This window comes from Niveispirillum fermenti (assembly GCF_048066175.1).
Taxonomy (GTDB): Bacteria; Pseudomonadota; Alphaproteobacteria; order Azospirillales; family Azospirillaceae; genus Niveispirillum; species Niveispirillum fermenti.
In genome coordinates, this window is record NZ_JBLTXA010000002.1 from 364,816 (window position 1) to 385,253 (window position 20,438).

The 20,438-nt window shown below is 64.8% G+C and carries 12 protein-coding genes; 3 read left to right on the top strand and 9 right to left on the bottom strand.

What is annotated here, in order from left to right; translation table 11 throughout:
- Positions 1 to 103 precede the first annotated feature (103 nt).
- The gene (locus ACM9LZ_RS03420) at positions 104 to 1,585 is read right to left on the bottom strand and encodes a M81 family metallopeptidase (protein WP_416617935.1); all 1,482 of its coding nucleotides are present in this window, start codon (positions 1,583 to 1,585) and stop codon (positions 104 to 106) included.
- Positions 1,582 to 2,730, bottom strand: coding sequence for an NAD(P)/FAD-dependent oxidoreductase (locus ACM9LZ_RS03425; protein WP_416617936.1), 1,149 nt, complete (start codon positions 2,728 to 2,730; stop codon positions 1,582 to 1,584). Before ACM9LZ_RS03425 ends, ACM9LZ_RS03420 begins: the two co-directional genes overlap by 4 nt.
- Positions 2,731 to 3,112: 382 nt before the next feature.
- Between ACM9LZ_RS03425 and ACM9LZ_RS03430 the strand changes: the two genes are divergently transcribed.
- Together ACM9LZ_RS03430 and ACM9LZ_RS03435 are read left to right on the top strand one after the other, a co-directional pair.
- Positions 3,113 to 5,335, top strand: coding sequence for a TonB-dependent receptor (locus ACM9LZ_RS03430; RefSeq protein ID WP_416617937.1), 2,223 nt, complete (start codon positions 3,113 to 3,115; stop codon positions 5,333 to 5,335).
- Between the two features lie 164 nt (positions 5,336 to 5,499).
- The gene (locus tag ACM9LZ_RS03435) at positions 5,500 to 6,150 is read left to right on the top strand and encodes a helix-turn-helix domain-containing protein (protein WP_416617938.1); all 651 of its coding nucleotides are present in this window, start codon (positions 5,500 to 5,502) and stop codon (positions 6,148 to 6,150) included.
- A 165-nt stretch (positions 6,151 to 6,315) separates the two neighbouring features.
- On the opposite strand, the gene ACM9LZ_RS03440 is transcribed toward ACM9LZ_RS03435, so the two are convergent.
- A complete protein-coding gene (locus tag ACM9LZ_RS03440; protein ID WP_416617939.1) occupies positions 6,316 to 6,804 on the bottom strand; it encodes an Lrp/AsnC family transcriptional regulator in 489 nt (162 codons plus the stop codon).
- Positions 6,805 to 6,929: 125 nt separating this feature from the next.
- Here ACM9LZ_RS03440 and ACM9LZ_RS03445 point away from each other — a divergent pair, with 125 nt between their 5' ends.
- The gene (locus tag ACM9LZ_RS03445; protein ID WP_416617940.1) at positions 6,930 to 10,400 is read left to right on the top strand and encodes an indolepyruvate ferredoxin oxidoreductase family protein; all 3,471 of its coding nucleotides are present in this window, start codon (positions 6,930 to 6,932) and stop codon (positions 10,398 to 10,400) included.
- A 93-nt stretch (positions 10,401 to 10,493) separates the two neighbouring features.
- Here the strand turns inward: ACM9LZ_RS03445 and ACM9LZ_RS03450 are convergent, their stop codons facing one another.
- From ACM9LZ_RS03450 to ACM9LZ_RS03475, 6 genes are all read right to left on the bottom strand, one after another.
- A complete protein-coding gene (locus ACM9LZ_RS03450) occupies positions 10,494 to 12,122 on the bottom strand; it encodes a family 43 glycosylhydrolase (RefSeq protein WP_416617941.1) in 1,629 nt (542 codons plus the stop codon).
- Positions 12,123 to 12,542: 420 nt separating this feature from the next.
- A complete protein-coding gene (locus tag ACM9LZ_RS03455; RefSeq protein ID WP_416617942.1) occupies positions 12,543 to 14,123 on the bottom strand; it encodes an aldehyde dehydrogenase (NADP(+)) in 1,581 nt (526 codons plus the stop codon).
- A gap of 264 nt (positions 14,124 to 14,387) precedes the next feature.
- The gene (locus ACM9LZ_RS03460; RefSeq protein WP_416617943.1) at positions 14,388 to 14,828 is read right to left on the bottom strand and encodes an ATP-binding protein; all 441 of its coding nucleotides are present in this window, start codon (positions 14,826 to 14,828) and stop codon (positions 14,388 to 14,390) included.
- An 8-nt stretch (positions 14,829 to 14,836) separates the two neighbouring features.
- Entirely contained in the window at positions 14,837 to 15,172 is a 336-nt protein-coding gene (locus ACM9LZ_RS03465) for an STAS domain-containing protein (protein ID WP_416617944.1), read from the bottom strand.
- A gap of 8 nt (positions 15,173 to 15,180) precedes the next feature.
- Positions 15,181 to 16,389, bottom strand: a complete 1,209-nt coding sequence (locus ACM9LZ_RS03470; RefSeq protein WP_416617945.1) for a PP2C family protein-serine/threonine phosphatase — start codon at positions 16,387 to 16,389, stop codon at positions 15,181 to 15,183.
- Position 16,390: 1 nt separating this feature from the next.
- A partial coding sequence (locus tag ACM9LZ_RS03475; RefSeq protein WP_416617946.1) for a beta strand repeat-containing protein occupies positions 16,391 to 20,438 on the bottom strand: 4,048 nt, incomplete at its 5' end.

Consider the following 20,438-nt stretch of genomic DNA (forward strand, 5'->3'; position numbering starts at 1 on the left):
CTCGGCGCCGCCGGGGCGGTCTTCCAGTGAAAGGAAAGCCGTCCCGGAAGCAAAAACCCCCGGAAGGCCTGCACCTTCCGGGGGTTTTTTTCCGTTCCCTGCTTCAGGCGCCAAGCGCCAGCGGGTCGGCCACGCGGGGCCAGTAATCGGGGCTGCGGGTGCTGTAGGGGATTTCGGCGAATGCCGGCGCGATGGCACCGGGGGTGGAGACATACTGGATGTCGCTGGCCATGGGGGCAAAACCGGCATGAAAATGCTGGGTGGATTTTACGATGACCATACGGGATGCCGTGGGGTCCAGGCCCAGGCCCGTGAAGGCATCGGGCTGGAATACCTGGCTGCGCTGTGAGGTCAGCACGATATGCAGACCGTCCCGTGCTTCCAGCCACACAGCGGTGCCCAACGGCGACGGCCCGCCCTCCAGCCCGGTCTGGAAATGGTTTTCCACGATATTGCGGACCGTGACCGTCAAATCGACCGGATCACCGGAAGCGGGACCGCACTTGCCGCCCAGCCGCAAATCGAAGCGCGATCCGATGCCGGCATTGCAACAGATATTGATGGCGCCCAGGTCCCAGAAACAGCCGATGACCACCTGGCCGAGGCCGCGTTCCAGCAGCCGTTTCAGGATGAAGGTGCTGTCGCCCGGTGCTCCGCCGCCGGCATTGTCGGCCACATCGGCCAGCACGACGGGCCGGCCCGGGACGGGCGGACGGTCCAGAGCCCGATCCAGCGCCGTATCGATGTCGGTCACACCGGGCCGCAACTGTTCACGCATCCGGTAAAGCCGCAGACCCAGGTCGCGGGCAAGACCCGCCGCCTTGCCGGCATCGCCATCAGCCACCACCCAGGTGCGCGTGCCCGTCCAAGGCGTATCACCCCAGGGAAAACCATGGGCCAGGGAGACCGACAGGATGCCATCCTGACCCTCCGCCTCCCGCATGGCGTCTACAAAACCGCGCACCGGTTCCACCGTCGTCGGGTAGAGGGTGATCATCTTGCAGTCGAAATCCCGCATCACGGGACGAATTTCGCCCCGCGCGGTCCGCAGGCACAGGTCGAAAAGTTCGTCGGCGCGCGCCGCTCCGTCGATATGGGGATATTCCTTCATGGCAATCAGCACGTCGGCATTGTCCAGCATGGAAGGCGACAGGTGGCAATGCGGGTCCAGCACGGCGCCGATGGCCACCCCGGGGCCGACCATGGCGCGGATGGCCGTGATCAGCTCACCTTCGCAATCATCCTGCCCCACGGCCATCATGGCGCCATGCAGGAACAGCAGCACCATATCGACCGGGCCCGACCGGCGCAGATCAGCCAATACGCTTCCCTTGAAGTCGGCCCATACCGGTGCCAGCACGCGGCCGGCCGGCTGGGAATAAACGCACAGGCTCTCCACCACTTCCAGGCCCGCCGCCTCACCGCGCTGGCGCCATTGCAGCAGGTATTGGCCGCCCTCCGTATCGGCATGCCGGATGGAAGCGTCGCCGTGGAAGATGCCATATTCCTCGAAGCTGCCACGCCCGGTCGGCATCGGCGCGAAGCTGTTGGTCTCCGTCACCAGGAAAGCCGTGAACATCCTCATGCCAGTTCCCCGCTGCAACGATCGGGAGACAGGTCGGCCGCCGTGACACCCAGGTCCGTGACGGACGATGGCAAAGGCCGGCCGGTCAGCATCGCCGCCCCGACCTGCGCCAGGGCCGGGGCCATCTGGATGCCATAGCCGCCCTGGCCAGCGAACCAGAAAAAGTCGGGATGGCCCGACGGGCGACCCAGAACGGGACTGCGATCGGCAACGAAGCTGCGCAGGCCGGCCCAACTCCGCGTCACGCGGCGCACGGGCAGGTCGGCCGCCGTCTGCACCCGGTCCACACAGACGGCGATGTCCCATTCATCAGCCTGCGCATCGCAGGGCGGGGACGGCGTCTCGTCGGCAGGGGACGCCAGGATCATGCCGGCATCCGGCTTGAAATAGAAACCGCCGCCGGGGTTGATCAGGGCCGGCCATTGCTGGATGTCGGCCCCGGACGGCGGGTCGAGCAGCATGGCCGTGCGCCGTAACGGCATCAAGCCGACCGCCGGCACGCCGGCCATCCGAGCCACATGATCGGCCCAGGCACCGGCGGCATTGACCAGCATGGAAGCCCGCACCTTCTCGGTTCCCAGCGTGACGATCCAGCCGCCATCCTGCCGTTTGACAGCACGCAGGTCGGCATCAGTGCGCAACGTCACACCGCCGGCCCGTGCCTGACGCAGATAGCCTTGGTGCAGGCCATGCACGTCGATATCCTTGGCATCCGGCTCCCACAAGGCATGACGGAATGCCCCCGATCGCAGGATTGGCACCTTGGCCACCACCTCCTGCGGGGTGAGCCAGCAGGCCGTTTCCCCGACCCGGCGTGCCCCGGCCTCGATCTCCTGCAATTCTCCCAGACCATCATCGTCGGCGATGTAAAGACAGCCGCGATGTGTCAGCAGCGGGTGGTCAGCGAAACCGGCGGGGGGCTGCATATAGAAGGCCCGGCTGGCTGAAGTCAGCGCCTTCACCGTATTGTTGCCGTACAATACGCTGTAAAGCGCGGCCGACCGGCCCGTCGTGTGATATCCGGGAAAGGCCTCCCGCTCCGCCAGCAGAATGCCTGAGCCCGGCACACCGGCCTGGACGAGACACGCCGCCATGGAGGCGCCGCCCATTCCGGCGCCAATGATCACAATCTCGAATTCCTGCATAGAGACAACCTCCCGTCTGCCTCGCATGGTCGGCAATCTTGTCCGATAAGTCAAATATTTTTCGTATAATGCAATTCTTCGATGCAAGAATGAGAGCTAACATATTGAAATAATAATAATATTGGATTTCCTAGGCACTCAAAACATTCACCGACGCCAAGCCAACGGCCCATGACGCGGGGATAATGTAGGATAGGCAGAGTAATTTTCCGATAGGAATATTGACTGTTGACCCGCGCCTGAAAGCCTGCTTCAATCCGTATAGTCAATAATTGCTCTGAAGTGCCCGCACCGCGCCCTTGCAAAGAGGCTGCGCCGGTCTTGCACGTATCAACGATAGGGTCGGATAACGGCCCTGCATGGACAGGAAAGGCGATTCCCCATGACATCGACCGCGCTTCTGGCAAGATGCCGGCCGCACCCGCTGCCCCTTCTGGCGGGACTGGCACTGACGGCTCTTCCCCTCCTGCCCTCCATGGCACAATCCACTGGCAGCCAGGAAATCCTTCTGGAAGAGATTATCGTGACGGCGCAAAAGCGTCTGGAGAACCTGCAAACCGTGCCGGCGTCGGTCAGCGTGCTGAGCGGTGCGCAGATGGCCAAGTCCAGCCCCGGCGGGCTGGCCGATTACGCTGCCTATCTGCCCGGTTTCAGCGTGACCAGCGCCGGCACACCCGGTCAGGTGACCATCGCCCTGCGCGGTATCTCGGCCGTTGGCCAGGCCGCCACGGTCGGCACCTATATCGATGACACGCCTTTGGGCTCCAGTTCCAACTATGCGCGGGCCACCAGCTTCGCACTGGATCTCTTCCCCTATGACATTCAGCAAGTGGAGGTGCTGCGCGGTCCCCAGGGCACGCTTTACGGTGCCAGCACGATGGGCGGCCTGCTGAAATACGTCACCCGCCAGCCCGATCTGAACAAGACCGAAGTCCGTTTCGGGGCAGAGATGTCCGGCACGGACAAGGCCGGCGGCGCCAACTGGGGTGTGCGTGGGCAGGTGAATATCCCGTTGGTGGAGGATCGGCTGGCCATACAGGCCAGCGCCTTCCGCCAGGAAAATGCCGGTTACATCGATAACCCGATGACCGGCGCCCGCAACACCAATCCGGTCGATCAGGAAGGCGCCCGCATCGCCGCCCTTTGGCGGCCGGCAGAGACCGTGACGGTGCGCCTGTCCGCGCTGTTCCAGAAGGTCGACGCCCTCAACAATTCTGTCGCTGCCTATGATCCGGTGACCGACAGGCCGCTGGGCGGCCGGCTGGACAGCCGCTATCGTATGGATCAATCCTTTGACAAGGACCTCTCCTTCTATTCCGGTACGCTGGACTGGGATCTGGATTGGGCCAACCTGACATCGGCCACCAGCTATTCCAAGGCTGAAACCGTGCAGGGGCAGGATGCCTCGCTGGTCTATGGCGACCTGTTCCCGATGTTCACCGGTGGCGCCGTCGCGCCGGGGCTCGCCCCGTTCGAACTGGGGCTGGACCTGGAGAAATGGACCCAGGAAGTCCGCCTGACATCGCCGTCCGGCCAAGGTTTCGAATGGATGCTGGGTGGTTTCTACACCTGGGAGGACAGTGTCCAGGCACAATTGCTGAACGCAACGGATATCAATGGCAATCCGGTGCCCGGTTTGGACCCGATGGCCATTGTGAGCATCCCGAGCCGGTATGAGGAGGTCGCCGTCTTCGGCAATGCCACGGTTGCGTTGACCGACAGGTTCGACGTGACGGCCGGCTTGCGCTGGGCCCGGAACGAACAGGATTATCAGCAGATTACCGACGGCGCCCTGGTCGGCGGTGCGGCCGAAATGGTCGGCGCCTCGTCGGAAAATGTGCTGACCTTCATGGTCAGCCCGCGTTTGCGGGTGAATGACGATCTGACGCTTTATACGCGCGTGGCCAGCAGCTATCGGCCCGGCGGTCCCAACGTGGCGCTGCCCGGTCTGCCGCCCAGCGTGGATGCAGACACATTGATCAGCTATGAGGGGGGTGTCAAATCCACGCTTCTGGACGGTCGGTTGCTGGCCAATGCCGCTGTGTTTCTGATCGACTGGAAGGATATCCAGATTGCGGCCAGCAATGGCGGCATCGGCTATCTGGAAAATGGCGGCAAGGCCCGGTCGGCGGGGCTGGAATTTGAAACGGTGCTGCTGCCGGGTGATGGCTGGCGGCTGGGCTTCAACGGGGCCTATACCGATGCCTTCTTTAAGGGCGATGTGCCCTCCGTCGGTGCGCTCGACAACGACCGGCTGCCCCTGATCCCGAAATTCTCCTTCTCTGTCACGGCGGATCAGGAAATAGCCCTTGCCGGGGACTGGACGGGTAATTTCGGGGGCGGATATCGCTGGTCGGGGTCGACCTATAATGCCGCGCCCAATGCGCCGGAAGCCGTATCGACCAAGTCCTATGGCGTGCTGGACCTGCATGCCGGGGTCAGCGACGGAACGGTTTCCGTGCGTGCCTTCGTCCGCAACGCCATGAATTCCCGCGCCACCACATCGGCCAGCATGCTGACCAGCGCGGTGGGCGTTCAGCAGCAGATCGACCGTACGGTCCTGCAACCCCGCACCATCGGGCTCAGCCTCGACGTCACCTACTGATCGGGCGAACAGCCCCGGTATCCCTGATTATTCAGATGACTGCTGCGCCTTGCCACAGGGGAAAAGGGTTCCCATCGACCCTTGCCCTGTGGCATTTTTTGTTTTCCGAAACGCTAAATCGAAATGCGGAACGGAAAAGCTGGCAGTTCTGGGGATTTGGAAACATGACGCGGAAAGCACCGATCGGGAAGGCATTGCGCCGCCTGCGTCTGAAAAATGACTGGACCCTGGCCGACGTGGCCGAGCGCACGGGTCTTGCCGTCTCCACCCTGTCCAAGGTGGAGAATGACCGCATGTCGCTGACTTTCGACAAGATCGTCAGCCTGTGCGAGGGGTTGGGTGTCGATATCGGCACGCTGTTCACGGGCGACGCACCGCAGCCATCGCCGGGCGAACCGGCGACCCAGCCGACGCCGATGATGACCCGGCGCAGCATCGACCGCGGCGCAGGCGACGACGCCGAGGCGGAGGTGGATACCAAGAATTACCGCCACCGCTACCTGAACACCGATATCACCCACAAGAAGATGATCCCCATCATCGTGGAACATTACGCCCGCACGCTGGAGGAATTCGGCCCGCTGGTCCGCCATCCGGGGGAGGAATTCATCTTCGTGATGGAAGGCGCGATCGAGGTCCACACCGAATATTACGCGCCCACCCTGGTGACGGCCGGGCAGAGCATCTATCTGGACAGCACCATGGGCCATGCCTATCTGGCGGCCGCGGATGGCCCGTGCCGTACATTGTCGGTCTGTTCCAGCCCCGAAACGCTGCGGGCCTTCAGCCCCGGCAAGGCCACATCCAAGGCCTGACAAATCAGCTCATACTATTTTGCGATGATCAGAACCAATAGGTTCTGATCATCGCCCTCAATCGCCGGCGCCAACATTCGTTGGCTTGGGCACGCCGCATGAGCGGTGCTGTGGCGGTCGCCGCCGGACCAGGTTGCGATGAGTTCTGCTCATCGCAAGGTGGTATCAGCCCGCCCCCACCATGGGGGCCGGACGGTTCACGAAGGCCTTCAGCGCGAAACTGCTCTGGATATTGGCCACGCCGGGCACGCGCGTCAGCACCTCCAGCAATGTCTGGTAGTGATCCAGGTCTCGCACCACGACACGCAGCAGGTAGTCGGCACCGCCGGTCATCAGATAGCCGCCCATGACCTCCGGCAACTGTGCAACCCGTGTTTCGAACACTTCCAGCACATCGCTGATCTGCCGTTCAACCGTGACCGACACGAAGACGATCATGGGACCGGCCAGACGTTTCTCGTCCAGATTGGCCGTATAGCCGCGGATATACCCCTCATCCTCCAGCCGGCGGACCCGGCGCAGGGTCGGGGTCAGCGACAGGCCGATCTTTTCGGCCAGGTCGCGCCAACTCATCCTGCCTTCCTGCGCCAGGGTACGCAAGATCTTGAGATCATAATTATCCAAGCCCGAATCGTGGTTCATTCGTCTTTCCATAGTGTAATTTTATAGTTCATTCATGCTTCCGTTCTGCTTAACGGTAGGCCAGATTGGTGACACTTACCAAGCGCCTTCCGATAGGCTTTGCGTGAAATGCAAAAGCCTTGCAGGGAAGCGATCCAATGGGTTTCGGGCTCGACAGCATCTATAATCAGGAAACCGGTCCCGCCTTCATGACCGGCATCCAGGCGCTGGTACGCCTGCCGATGATGCAGCGCCGCCTGGACCGGGCGCAGGGGCTGGACACGGCGGGTCTGGTCAGCGGCTACCGTGGGTCGCCGCTGGGGGCGTATGACCAGCAGCTCTGGAAAGCCAGGAAGCATCTGGCGGCGCATGACGTGCTGTTCCAGCCCGGCCTGAACGAGGATCTGGCCGCCACGGCCCTGTGGGGCGCACAGATGCACAAGGCCTATGGCGCCACCAGGGCCGATGGCGTGTTCGGCATCTGGTACGGCAAGGGACCGGGTGTGGACCGCACGGGCGATGTGTTCCGCAGTGCCAACATCCTCGGCACCTCTTCCCTGGGTGGGGTGCTGGCCGTGGGCGGCGATGATCACGCCGCCCAATCCTCCATGTTTCCGCATCAAACGGACGGCATTTTCCAATCGGTGATGATGCCGGTGATCCAGCCTGCCAATGTGTCGGAAATCCTGTCGCTGGGCCTGGCCGGCATCGCACTGTCCCGCTTCTCCGGCCTGTGGGTGGCGATGAAGACCATCGCGGAGGTGGTGGAAAGTGCCGGGTCCTTCCCCCTGCCCGACCCCTATCCCGCTTTTGCGCGGCCCGACGGCGCGGTGCCGCCGCATGGGTTGAACTGGGACCCGACCATCCCCTGGCCGGCGCAGCGCGCGGAGCTGGAACGGCGGCTGGTGGAAGAACGGCTGCCTGCCGCCATCGCCTGGGTCCGCGCCAACCGGCTGGACCGCCCCATCATCGATCCACCGGTCAAGCGGTTGTGCATCGTCACGGTCGGCAAGGCACATCAGGACCTGATGCAGGCGCTGGAAGATCTGGGTATCGGCCCCGGCGAGGCAGCAGAACTGGGCATCGCCGTCTACAAAGTGGCGGTGAGCTGGCCGCTGGACACCGCCAGCCTGATCGGCTTCGCGGGCGGGGCCGAGAACATCCTCGTGGTGGAGGAAAAGCAGCCCATCGTTGAAAACCAGATCAAGACGGCCCTTTTCAACCAGGATCGGCGCCCCCTGGTCCTGGGCAAGGCCGATGAGACAGGTGCGACGCTGCTGCCCGCGATCATGGAGTTCACCCCCCTGATGGTGGCAGGCGCGCTGGTCGCCCGGCTGGGCGGCAGCCCGGCCGCCGCACGCCTGGCACAGCGGCTGGCCGTTCTGGAAGCGCGCGCACCGAAGGGCACCGTCGTGCCGTTTCCGGCGCGCAAGCCCTTCTTCTGTTCAGGCTGCCCGCACAACAGTTCCACCAGGACGCCGGACGGCTCCATTGCCGGCGGTGGCATCGGCTGCCATGTCATGGCCTTGTCGCAACCCAAGCTGAAAACGGCAACCTTCAGCCAGATGGGCGGCGAAGGGCTGCAATGGGTGGGGGCGGCCCCCTTCTCGCAAACCGGCCACATCTTCCAGAATCTGGGAGACGGCACCTATCAGCATTCAGGCCTTCTGGCGATCCGCGCCGCCATCGCGGCCGGCACCAACATCACCTTCAAGATCCTCTACAACGACGCTGTCGCCATGACAGGCGGCCAGCCGGCGGAAGGTGCGCCCGACCCGCAGCGCATCCTGCGCCAGTTGGCTGCCGAGGGCGTGGGCGATATCCGCCTGGTGAGCGATGACCCGGACAAATGGCGCACAGGCCTGCCGCCCGGCGTCAACCTGCATCATCGCGACGAGTTGGATGCCGTACAACGGCAATTGCGGACCGTCCCCGGCGTTTCCGCCATCCTTTACGAGCAGACCTGTGCCGCGGAGAAGCGCCGGCGGCGCAAGCGCAAGGAGTTTCCCGATCCGCCGCAACGTCTGTTCATCAACCCGCGCGTCTGCGAGGGCTGCGGCGATTGCTCGGTCCAGTCCAACTGCATCGCTGTGGAACCGCTGGAAACCCCGCTGGGCACGAAGCGACGCATCAACCAATCGGCCTGCAACAAGGATTTCTCCTGCCTGAAGGGCTTCTGCCCCAGTTTCGTGGAGGTCGATGGCGCCATCCTGCGCAAACCCGACGGGAACCGGGTGAAGGAGATGGAGGCCGCCCGCTTCGCCACCGTGCCCGCCCCCACACTGCCCGCCATCGATGCGCCCTACAACATCTATGTCGCGGGCATCGGGGGGTTGGGGGTGCTGACCGTGGGGGCGCTGCTGGGAACCGCGGCACATCTGGACGGACGCGAGGCGACCGTGCTGGACTTCACGGGCCTGGCGCAGAAGAATGGCGCCGTGGTCAGCCAGGTGCGCATGGCCCCGGCTGGCCGGCCTATCCATGCCGTGCGCATCGGGGCGGGTGAAATCGACCTGATGCTGGGCACCGATCTGGTCGTGGCCGCCGGTGCCGATGCCCAGGCCAAGCTGGGGCACGGACGCTCGCACATCATCCTGAACGAGGATGTCGCGCCCACGGCCGACATCGTCACCGACCGCGACGCCAATCTGCCGGCATCGGCCATGATCGACCGTCTGACCCGGCGTGTGGATGGTGCCATTGATCGTCTGCGGGCCACGGCCCTGGCGGAGGGGCTGTTCGGCGATGGGGTTGCGGCCAACACGCTGCTGCTGGGCTATGCCTGGCAGAAGGGGCTGGTTCCCCTGTCCGCCGATGCGCTGCGGGGAGCCATCAAGGCCAATGGCGCCGCCGTGGAGATGAACCTGCGCGCCTTCGACTGGGGCCGGCTGGCGGCCGTGGACATGGCAGCGGCGGAAGCCATGGCCGGCATCACGAAGCCCGCCATCCAGGCGCCGGAAGCCCTGGAAGCCCTGATCGAGCGGCGGGCGGCCGACCTTGTCGCCTATCAGGACCAGGCCTATGCCGACCGTTACCTTTCCATGGTGGAGAATGCGCGGGCGGCAGCGCGCGGGCTGGGCGAACGGGGTGCGGACTTCATCCGCGCCGTGGCCAGCCAGGGATACCGGGTGATGGCCTACAAGGATGAGTACGAGGTGGCCCGGCTTTACACCGACCCCGCCTTCAAGGCCACCCTGTCGGCCCAGTTCTCCGGCCACAAGCGCCTTTCCGTCTGGCTGGCCCCGCCATTGCTGTCGCGCACCGACCCGCGCACAGGCCGGCCCGCCAAGCGCCGGTTCGGCCCCTGGGTCTTCACGCTGCTGCGCCTGCTGGCCAGAGGCAAGCGCCTGCGCGGCCATTGGCTGGACCCGTTCGGCCACACGGCCGAGCGCAAGGCCGAGCGGCAACTGGCGGCGCAGTACGAAGCCATGATACGGGGCATGGTCGGGCATCTGACCCCGGCCACGATCGACACGGCCCTGGAACTGGCCCTGCTGCCGGCCGACATCCGCGGCTTCGGCCCCGTCAAGGAAGAGGCGATGGCCAAGGCGGACGCGCAGCGGACCCGGCTGCTGGCCCGCCTCCACCGGTCGCGCGGCACCGCCGCGCCGTCGGCCGCTGCGGAATGATGCCGGCGGGAGGGGTACCGGGTTCCGACGGACGACCTGCGACATCCCCGGCGCCGGGGTGGCCACCTCCCCGGCCGACCACCGCCATCTGCATCAAAGCGCCCGGTAGGTGAAGCCGGAAAAGCGGGCGGTACCGGTCCCGGCCGAATAGAGGCCGGGACGCAGCATCAGGAAGCCGCCCCGCACATTGTGGTGATAGCCGGAGACCTCCATCCCGCGATCGAACCGTTTCCAGCTCTGCCCGCCGTCCCCACTGGTGTCGTAGGTGACGATGTGGCGGTCGTTGGTCACCCGGAGCCGCATGCGCCGCCCATGCGGGTTGGCTGGACGTCCACGCTCGATCCCGTACTGGTGCGTCACGAACCGTTCCGCATCAAAGCCCAGCCCGCAATAGAGCGATTGGTCATAGAACAGCACGAGCCCGGCGACACCCCCCGCTTCAATTTCGATATCGCATTCGAACCGGTAGGCATTGTCCCCTGCCACCAGCAAAAGCGGTGACGAATTTGCCGGCGCCACTCCGCGTGCCACAAGATGCAACGCCCCGCCCGCCACGCGCGCACGGGCAGCCTCATCTGCGGCGGGCTTGAAGAAATTCCATTTTGTGCCCAGCGCCAGGCTTTCGAAATCATCCGACAGCGCCATGCCGTGCGGCCCGGGCCGGCCACCGCCAGGGGCCGCGAGGGGCCGGGACAGATCCCCGCCCTTCATGCGGAACCAGCCATCATCGGTCCATTCCACAGGGTCCAGCAAGGCCTGGCGCCCCAGGGTCCAGAAGCCGTTCTCATAGCCGTGATAGACGGCCCACCAATCCCCCGCCGGCCCCTCCACCAGCGTGGCATGGCCGCGCGACCACCAATGTTCCGACGCATCCACGGTGCGGACCAGCGGGTTATGGGGACAGTCCTCCCACGGCCCATGGATGGATTTCGACCGGGCCGCGATCACCATATGGCCCGTCGGCGGACCGGCCGTGCCGCCCACGGCCGTGATCAGATAGAAATAATCGCCACGGCGCGTGATCTTCGGACCTTCCGGGGCGAAGCCCTCGACAATCCAGTCCTCAGGATAGCGCCAGGGGTCATAGACATGCTCCGGCTCCCCGACCGTGGACAGGCCATCTTCGGACAGCCGGATACGATCGCCCCTGGACAGGAACAGCCAGCGCGACCCATCCTCTCCCACGGCATGGCCGGGATCGATATGGCCCGGCAGGCCCAGATATTCCGGATCACTCCAGGGCCCCTCGATCCGATCGGCCCAGATGACATAAGTGCCGTCGGGCTTGCCCTTGACGGGGATATAGAGGAAATAGCGGCCACCATGCTTGGTCAGTTCCGGTGCCCACACCGACCCGATATTCCGGGTCAGCGCCGCCGTCACGGGGCGCCAGTTGATCATGTCGCGCGAATGCCAGATGACCAGCCCCGGATAACTGTCGAAGGTGGAGAAGGTCATATAATAATCCTGCCCGTCCTTCAGTATGGTCGGGTCGGGATGGTCGCCCGACATCAGGGGGTTCAGGAAACGTCCGTCCCCAAGGTCGGGCTTGCGCTGGTTGTCCAGCCCGCGCGCCCAGGCCAGCGGTTTGGCGGCCCCTGTCGGGCAGGCCCCGGCGGCCCTGTCGGGCGTTGATCCCAAAGCCGGCATGGTGGCCGCCAGCGTACCCGCACCCCCGATAAGGGCCAGGCCCATGGCATTGCGGCGGGACAGATCGGTCATCGCGCGTTCTCTTCCTCGGCTGGGTGGGTGACGGCCGGACCGCGCCGGCTTCGGAATGCAGGGGAAATAAAGCGAGAGAAGCGGATTCATCGCGCATGACGATGCACAATATCCACTACGGCCGATGCGGAGATGGCAGCAAAAAAATCCTGATGCTTTGCGGATCGTGATGCATCGCCAAGGATAATTGCGTGCGCCGCAGGCCTATTGGTGCCCGGATAATTCTGCCGAAGGCTGCATTTTCTTCCCCATTTCCCATGACGACTGCTGCGCCACTGATAGCGTTACCATAACCATCCGCCGCATGCGCGTCAAGACACCGGTGTCATAAAATGATCCGCTGACGTGAAGAGAAGCCCGGCGCCATCCTCGAAAGGAACGATGCCGGGCATATGGAACCGTGCCTTCAGAACCGGACCGTCAGGCGCCGGCCAGCGTCAGCACACCATCGATGCGGCGGTTCAATTGCCAGGGATTTGCGGCCTGCAAGGCCGGCGGCAACAGCGCATCGGGCAGGTTCTGGTAACAGACAGGCCGCAGGAAACGCGCCATGGCCAGCGTGCCGACAGAGGTGGAGCGAACATCGCTGGTGGCCGGGAACGGGCCGCCATGCACCATGGCGTGGCAGACCTCCACCCCCGTCGGCCAGCCGTTGGCCAATACACGGCCCGCCTTGACAGCCAGCAGGGGGAGTAACTCGGCCGCCACGGACCGGTCAGCCTCATCCATGTGGATGGTGGCCGTCAACTGGCCCTCCAACGCCAGGAGGACCTGGCGCAGTTCCGTGCCGTCACGACAGACGATGACCAGGGACGAGGCGCCGAACACCTCGTGCCCCATGACGGGATCGGCCAGGAAATGGGTTGCATCCGTGCGGAACAGCGCGGCGCGGCCCTGGGTCGTGCCCGCCGCCGCCTGTCCGGTTGCCACGCGCTGCACGCCCGGCCGGCCCGACAGCGTTTCCATCCCCTCGCAATAGCTGGAGCAGATGCCCGGCGTCAGCATCACCTGGGCGGCGACAGCCGACAGGTGGCTGGCCGCGGCAGCGATGAAATCCTCCGCCCCCTGCCCCTCCACGGCCAGGACCAGACCCGGATTGGTGCAGAACTGGCCGGCCCCCATGGTCAGCGATTGCACGAATGCGGCTGCCAGATCCCTGCCACGGTCAGCAAGGGCGGCGGGCAGAAGCAGCACGGGGTTGATGCTGCTCATCTCCGCATAGACGGGGATGGGTTCCGGCCGGCCATTGGCAATGGCAGCCAGCGCCAGGCCCCCGGTACGCGACCCCGTGAAGCCGACGGCCTTGATCCGCGGGTCGGCGACCAGCGCCTCCCCCAGCACCCGCCGGGTGCCGGGCAGATAGGAGAATACGCCCTCTGGCAGGCCGGCGGCGGACACGGCCGCCTGGATCGCGCGCGCGACCAGTTCGCCGGTGCCGGGATGGGCGCGATGGCCCTTCACCACGACAGGACAACCGGCGGCGAGGGCCGACGCCGTATCCCCCCCGGCAACGGAAAAAGCCAAGGGGAAATTACTGGCACCGAACACGGCGACGGGGCCGACGGGCTGGTTCATGCGGCGCAGGTCGGGACGCGGCAGCGGCTGGCGGTCGGGCTGCGCAGGGTCGATGGTCACGTCCAGCCAGTCGCCCCGGCGCACCGTGGCAGCGAAAAGACGGAGTTGGCCGACCGTGCGGCCCCGTTCCCCCTCCAGCCGCGCGCGGGGCAGACCGGTTTCCGCCATGGCGCGCGTGATCAATGCATCGCCGATATCCAGGATACGCGCGGCCACATCCTCCATGAACGCAGCCCGCACCTCGGGGGCCAGGGTGGAAAAGACGGGTAAGGCCGCCGCCGCCAGGGCACATGCTTCATCCACATGGCCAGGATCGGCGTCCCAGAAGCCGGGATCCAGGGTTGCCCCCGTCGCCGCCTCCACCGCCTCATAGCTTGTCTGCCCCCGGCGTTCACCCGCGCCGATCAGGATGCTGCCATTAATCATCTTCCTGAACCTCCATCTCGGGCGGGTTCTTCCCGCCTTTGCCCCCGCCGGCCATGCGACCGGTGGCCGGCCCGGTCGCGCCTGCGCGAACGAAACCGACACGCAAAACCGGCGCGCAATTGTTAGCGCTCCCAATGGCCCGATGCCAAGGACAAAGATGGGATGGCGGAAAGGAACCGCTCGGAACGGTGGTCAGCAAAGGCAATTCCGGTCCCGGGAGCATTGCTCGCCGGGACCGAATGCCCGTTGGGCGTCCTTTGTGGATCACATGGCCATTACAGGGGCGCCGCTGCCGCTGTAGGTCACCATGACCTTGTTGAGCCCGTCCTGCCGGTAGAAGGCGACATGCTCGAAGCATTTCTTGATGATCCGGAGGCCGCGCCCGGAAACGGCATCTTCGTCCACCTCATCGTCCAGCGCGTCGAAAATGGATTGGATACCGTCGGGCATCGCCTGACCGGCATCGCTGATCAGCAGCCGGACGCGCGCGCCTTCCAGGGCACAGGTCACGTCCAGCGTGCCTGTCCGGGTATCGAATGCATGCTCAATGATGTTGTTGACGATTTCGACAACACCGATCTCGAACAATATGAACTCGTCATCGCGCAATATATTCGAAGTCGCGGCCCGCAGCAGCCGTGTCAACCACGAAACCTGATCAAGACTGGCGGGCACCGTGACATGAAGAGCAGGCTCGTTGCTCATGGCACCGCTCATTGGCCAAGGGTGGCGATCGCACTTTCGGTATCGGGATGGATGGCGAAGACCTTGTCCATGCGGGTCAGCGCGAACATGGTCTGAACCGATTTCTGCAGGCCGCAAATGGCCGGCCGCTGCTTCAGGTTCAACGCCTTGATGATGGAGATGAGCGCGCCCAGGCCGCTCGAATCGATGAAGGCCACGGGCGCGACATCGATGATGATACGCTCGCCCGGCGCAGAAAATTCGGACAGGAACTGCTGACGGAAACGGACGGCAACCGCGGCATCGATGCGCGGCACCGTGACGGTCACGATCGGAATGGCACCTTCATGTCGGATATTGATCATATTCTCCCTCAACGCCCTGAGACGACTTCGAAGGCAAGGATACTGACATCATCCTCGAAACGCTCACTGCCCTGCCATTTCGTCAGGGCTCCGCAAAGAATAGCATCCAAATCAGCGAGCGGCGCGTCCCTTGAACTATCAAGAAGGATATGCAACCGCTCCTCCCCGAATTGCTCGCCATCGGGTCGGGCACATTCCGTCATGCCGTCCGAATAGAGGACGACGCGGGTTCCCGGCGCCAGAGGAACGGTGACAGACAGGTAATCCCCGTCCGCCATCAACCCGACGGGAAAACCGCCATCCCCGGCCGCCCGGATCGGCTTGCCCGGATCGATGATAATGGGGCTGGGATGGCCGGCCTGGCAGAAGGTCATGCTGTCGCCGCCCGGACTGATGATGCCGCAGATCATGGTGAAATAGTCGGGCATCCCGGCATCGACGCGGGCAAAGCGCCGGTTCAACTCGGATATGATCCGTTCCGGCGCGGGGCCAGACCGTTCCGCATGGGGAACGAAGGCCGCCACATCCAGCAAATGGTTCAAGGTGACCGACAGCAGGGCCGCACGGGCCCCATGGCCCGCCACGTCCACCATGTAGAACGCGACGGAGCCATCCGGCAGTTCCAGGTAATTGTACATGTCCCCCGAAACGAAGGTGGACGGCAGCATGAAGGATGCGAAGCGCAAGGGCCCCATATCCTTGATCGGCTCCGGCAGAAGACAGCGCTGCGCCACGGCCGCCGCTTCCATATCCTCCTGCAGGCGGGCATAGGCGGTCTTGATCTGCTCGTTCGCTTCCGCCAGCAGACGGTTCTTGCGCCGCAGCCGCTGCTGCAGCTCCAGCAGCCGTTTCACCACCTCCAGCCGCGCCTTCAGGATGGGGGGACTGATCGGTTTCAGCAGGAAATCATCGGCACCGGCCGCCATGGCTGCGCTGAAATCCGCCGCCCCTTGCCGCGCCGTCAGCAGGATGAAATGAACATAGTGCGGCAGGTTCATCGCCCGCAATTCACGGCACAGTTCGACCCCGGTGATGCCCGGCATCTCCCAATCGCTGATGACCAGGTCGATCTCCTCCCCGCTGCGCAGGGCCTCCAGGGCGGAGAGCCCGTCATGGGCCAGGCTGACGCGGAAATCATGCTGGCCGATCAGTGCCGTCAGCAGTTTCCGCATCAGCGCGTCGTCATCGACAACCAGAACATGTATCGGATTATCCATATCAGGTCCCGGTATGGTCGAGGGGGTGGAGCGGGTCGTTCGTGACATCAACCGTGGAACTGCCGCTATCATGCCCGAAAGGATCGACCAAGGGCAGACCGTCATTACCCAGGCCATCCAAACCCGCACCACCATCGAACAGCGGGGCCGACAACATGCCGAGGGGAATGCCCAGGCCGCCATCATTATCGATGTTCCAACTCGTGTCATAATGGCCCGCCGGAATGGTGGCGCCCGCCTGATCATAAAGGTCGATGCTGATGTGGCGGACACCGCTGTCCGCACCCGCATCAAGGCTGAGACTGCGCAGTACCGACTGGTAGACCGACACATCCGCCGTTCCCGACAGGATCAGCGCATGATGGGTCTCATCGAAACCGCCGCCCAGCACCTCGATATTGGTGCTGGCGATCAGCACACGGCCATCCGGCAGGGTTTCAAGCTGCAGGCCGGCCAGATACAGGCCATCACCATCATGGAAATCCAGCGGGTCCAGGGTGATGATGGCGCGCGAGACGGTCTGCCCGCCCAGCAGCGACAGGTTGAGCCCGCCGGCCACCAGCAGGTCACCGGCCAGGGCCCCATCGGCCGCGGAAAGGGACACGTGCAGGTTGGCCGACAGGGCCGCGCTGCCGCCGGCCGCCTCCCGTGCGGTGGCCGTGACGGTCAGGCCCAGTCCGCCACTGCTGCCATCAGGGGCATGCAGCGACAGGTTCACCAGATCCGCCGGCGCCAGGGTCCAGGAACCGTCATGGTTGTCCGTGCCGGCGGACAGCCGTGCCCCTGCCGGCAGGCCGGCCACAGTGACATGCAACGTCTCCGAACCGTCCAGATCGGTCAATACCGACTGGATATCCAGCGGAATACCGGCCCCGGACAGGCCGACGGCACCGGACACATGCAATGTCGGCATATCGGCAACGGCCGTGACGGTGACATGGACCTGTCCGCCGACACTGCCCTCGACGCCGCCCGGCCCCGTGACGCGGGCCGTGATGCCCAGGTTGAAATCGGCGTCGCTGTTGGCCGGCGGCCTCAGGGTCAGCCCGACAAGCTGGGCCGCGGTCAGCGACCAGGTTCCATGACCCAGGTTGGTGCCGGCCGACAGGCTGCCCCCATCGGGCACGCCCGTGACGGTGACGGTCACGGCCCCGGACAAGGCGGCATTGTCCGTCACGACACGAAGGTCGAGCGGCACAACCCCATCTTCCTGCACCGTAACGTCCAGGGCTGCCAGATGCAGCGCGGGCATCTGCGGCTGCACATGCAGGGTCAGGGTGGAACTGGCATGAGCCTGCGATCCGGTCTGGGTTTCCAAGGCCAGCGCCGTGACCGACAGGTTCACATCACCCGACAGCCCCTGCGGCAGGGTCAGGCGCAGTCCCGCAAGCTGCCCCGCGGATACGGTCCAGGTGCCGTCACCATTGTTCTGGCCGGCCGACAGTACCGCCCCCGCCGGCAGATTGCCGATCGTGACGGACAATTGCTCCGATCCGCTGGTATCGATCAGGGCGCTGTTGATCCCCAGCGCCACGCTGGCTCCGGACTGAACCGTCAGCGCGCCGACATTCAGGCTGGGCGTATCGGCAACGCCGGCCACGGCGACCGACAGATTGCCGCTGACCGTGACGGGGGTGGCCGTGCCGTCTTGTGCCGTGGCGGATACGCCCAATGTCAGGGTGCCAGAGAAATGGGCCGGCGGGGTCACGGTCAGGCCGGACAGGTCCGCCATGGTCAGCGACCAGACCCCATTCCCCAGGTTGGTTCCATGGTTCAGCGTCGCCCCCGCGGGCACGCCCGTGACCTGGATGCTGGTAAAGCTTTCCGATCCGTCCTTGTCGCCAAGGGCCAGGCCGATATTCAGGGCGATGGCGTTGTCCTCGTTGCCGGCCGCCTTGGCCAGGGTCAGGATCGGCGTATCGGTGACAGGCGCGATGGTAACCGAGACATTCCGGAGATTGAGGTTGAAATTGCCTTCCAGTTCCGACGCAACGCCGCCGACCTGGAAGTTCAGCGTGCCACTGAAATTGGCGGGCGGATTGAGCTTCAGCCCGACAACCTGTGCAGCGGAAAGCACCCAGTCGCCGGTGGCCGCGTTATAGCTGCCGGCGGAAAGGCTGGCACCGGCCGGCAGGCCCTTGACGACGAAGGACAGCACCTCCGACCCGTCCAGATCTCCCAGCACCCCGCCGATGGACAGGGCCAGCGGCTGATCCTCCACCCCGACGGGGGCGGAGAAGGTCACGGTCGGAAGGTCCGCCACCCCTTCCACATTGACATTCAGCAGGCCGATCTGCGTGGTGATGCCCAACACCTTGACCGAGATACCAAGCTGGAAATCACTGCTGTCATTGGCCGGCGGCGTGATCTTCAGGGTGGACAGCAGGCCCTGGCTCACGGTCCAGGTGCCGTCACCATTCTTGGTGCCGGCCGACAGGGTCGCCCCCGCCGGAACCCCGCCGATGGTGATGCTGAGCGCGCCCAGCAGGTTGAGGCTCACCAGGCTGGTGCCGATCGTGATGGCACTGTCCTCCAACCCCTTGACCGGGTTCAGCAACAGGCCCGTCAGAACCGGCAGCACTTCCGACGCCACCGTCACCGTCAGGACCTTCGACAGCGAAGCCATGGAACCGTCCGCCGTCTGGGACTGCGCCGTGACCGTGATCGGCAGGCTGCCGCTGAAACTCAGCGGCGGCGTGATGGTCAGGCCCGCCAACTGGCCGGGCTGAACCGTCCAGGAACCATTGCCATTATTCACCCCGGCCGACAGGCGCGCTCCATTGGGAATACCGGACAGCACGTAGGACAGGCTCTCCGCCCCGGTCAGATCGGTCAGCGCCCCCACAATGGTCAGCGGAATGGGGCTGTGATAGGCCCCGGCGATATTGCTGACCAGCAGCGTGGGTGCATCGGCCATCCCCGTCATCTGGACCGCAAGACTGCCATTGACCGTCAGGGCCCCGGCCCCCTGGCCAACACCGAAGGAAACGGCCAGATTGAAGTTCTGGCTGAAATTTGCCGGTGGCGTCAGGGTCAACCCCGTCAAGTCGGCCAAGGTCAACAGGTACGAACCATTCGCCTGCAGGGCACCATGGTTCAACGTGGCACCGGCCGGCAGGCCGGAGACGAGAACCGTGTTGACATCCGCCGCCAGGGCCACGGTGGACAAGCCCGTCAAAAGGTTGAGCGGCAGCGCCTGCCCCTCGATGCCGATGGCCGCCCCAAGACTGACCGACAGGTCTGAATGGCCAAGATCGGGCAGCCCCAGGCCCGGAGCAACCGTCACGGCAATATGGCTCGTGGCGCTGGCCTGGCTTCCACCCGACGTCTCCGTGGCCGTGGCGCGCACAGTCAGATCCAGGATGCCGCTGTAATTATGCGGCGGGGTCAGGGTCAGGCCGACCAACTGGCCCGGGGACAGCGACCAGCTCGTGCTGCCATCCGCCGCGATCGCGGCCAGTGTGCCATGGTTCAGCACCCCACCCGACGGAACACCGGTGATCGTAATTGAAAGCTGTTCCGACCCGTCCAGATCATTCAGCACGGGTGCCACCACCAGCGGAATGGGGCTATTGGCCAATCCTGCCGCCGGCAGCGCGACAAGGGTGGGGATATCGGCGACGCCGGCCACGGTGACCGGCAATGTCGCCACCGTGGTGGCCACACCACCCAGCCCCTCCGCCGCCGTTGCTGCCACGGTCAGGTTGAAACTGCCACTGTAATTGGCCGGCGGCGTAACGGTCAGGCCTGCCAACTGCGCCGGCTGCACCAGATAGCCGACACCGGGCACCAGCACACCTGCCGACAGGCTCGCCCCCACGGGCAGGCCCGACACGATGTAACTCAATGTTTCCGACCCATCCTGGTCCTGCAGCCGACCCAGGATATTCAGCGTGATCGGCTGATCTTCCAGGCCGCTGGCCGGCAACACCGCCAGCAAGGGCGCATCAGCCACCGGTGCCACCGTTACAGCCAGGCTGCCGTTGGCACTGACGGCCGTGGACCCGACATGGGCCGTGGCCCTGACGGAAAGATTGATCGTTCCGCTG